Here is a 1845-nt window from a genome sequence, read left to right on the forward strand (position 1 = left end):
CATCTACAATCAAAATATCACTGCTTCGCATAAGTTTCTGCCATTTCCGGTAAAGCTATTTTGACGCACGCGCCGCCACTGTTCTGATTGCTCAGGCTGATACGGCCGCCATGCTCCTCGATAATTTTTTTCACAACGGGCAAACCAAGTCCCGTTCCTGTCGGTTTGTCGGTAACGTACGGCTCAAAAGCATTGTGCAGCATTTCTTTGCCGAAACTTTTGCCGTTGTTACAGACGGTCAGGAAAACCTGTCCGCCTTCGCGCCCTGTTTCGACGTTTACTTGCGGCGTTTCGTCCGACTCTGCCGCTTCTGCGGCATTCTTAAATAAGTTATGCAACACTTGGCGCATCGCCGTCGTATCGGCAACAATCGGCAAGGTGTCGGCGCTGAGCCGCGCATTAAACTTGCACACGCCGGCCTCATATAATACCAATACTTCCGACACCAAACCGTTTAAATTTTGTTTTTCTAAATTCAGCGACGGCGCACGCGCATAGTTGCGGAACGCTTCGACCATTTCTTTCAGCGCGGCCACCTGTTTGACGATGGTATCGGTTGAACGGCTGAGAATTTGGGCATCTTGTTCATCTAGTTTATCATGCAATTTCCATGCCAATCTCTCGGCGGAAAGCTGGATAGGCGTAAGCGGATTACGGATTTCGTGCGCCAAACGTTTCGCCACTTCGCCCCATGCGGCCTCTTTTTGCGCCCGCATCAAGACGGTAATGTCATCAATCACCATCACCACGCCGTTATCATTGTCTTCCGGCAAAATGGTGGCTTTGCCCAACAAGATTCGGGCATCATCGGGCGCGGCGTATTCGACTTGGACGGGTTTGTTGCTATCGGCGCTTTCATTAATGGCGGCAAACACATCGGCCAACAGGGTTTGCTGCGGCGATTTGCCGTGCCATTGATGCCAGTTACTGCCCCACAAAGACACCAGCGAAACGCCCAAAATCTGTTCGGCGGCCTTGTTAAAGGTTTTCAGACGGCCATTGGCATCCAAAGTAATCACGCCTGTAGTCAAACTTTCCAACACGCATTCCAAATAATGGCGTGCTGCTTCTTCGCGCAAACGGTTGCGCTCGTCTGCCTCTTTGGCAATCGCTAATTGCTCGGTCATGTGGTTGAATAACTGGGTCAAACGGCCGAACTCGTCATTGCGAAATACCGGCCGAGTCTGGCTGAAGTCACCCTGAGCCACCGCCCGCGCACCCTCTGCCAGCGACAATACCGGTGCCACAAAACGGCGAGCAAAATACAAAGCCATCACCAGCGCCAAAAAGATGGCCAATAATGTCGCGACCAACAGCGTGGACAGGAAAAAGGTTTGCAGGCCTTTTTTGGTATAACTCAGTTCGGCATATTTGGCTCGGGCCGCTTCAATCAGCGTCGCGTCTTGGGCAACATCTTTCGGAATCGGCTGCCGGAAAAACAACGCATAATCCTGATTTTTATGCGTACCGATCAGCATCCAGCCTTGAGCATACAGCACGCCGCCGATGTTTTCCAAGCTGCGCACCGAACCGGTCTGCTCCAGCTGCTCCCATCCTTCTTTGTTGAGTTCGGGTTGATTTAGTTTCAGGGGATTGATGCTTTTCTCGGCTTTATGGGTAGTCGCGTTATAAAGCGCCAGCTGGGCAAAGTCGGCAGTAAGTGCGGATTGTGCCAGCGTTTGCCCCAAATTGCCGTCCAGTGAAGCGGCGCTGATTAAGTCGATCTGCACTGGCGTGGCGTTGCTGACAGCGTTGTCCACCGCCAAGCTCAGCGCGGATTTGCTCAAGTTTAAGCTGCGCTCTAGAGCCTCATGGGTATCGTTGCCAAACCAAGAATTAATCGTA

The 1845-nt window shown here is 52.0% G+C and carries 1 protein-coding gene; it reads right to left on the bottom strand.

What is annotated here, in order from left to right; genetic code table 11:
• Positions 1–17: 17 nt before the first annotated feature.
• Positions 18–1845, bottom strand: a 1828-nt coding sequence (locus ACTHSP_RS20240) for an ATP-binding protein (RefSeq protein ID WP_440346793.1), incomplete at its 5' end; no start/stop codon positions are given.

The organism is Neisseria sp. P0001.S005 (assembly GCF_051963715.1).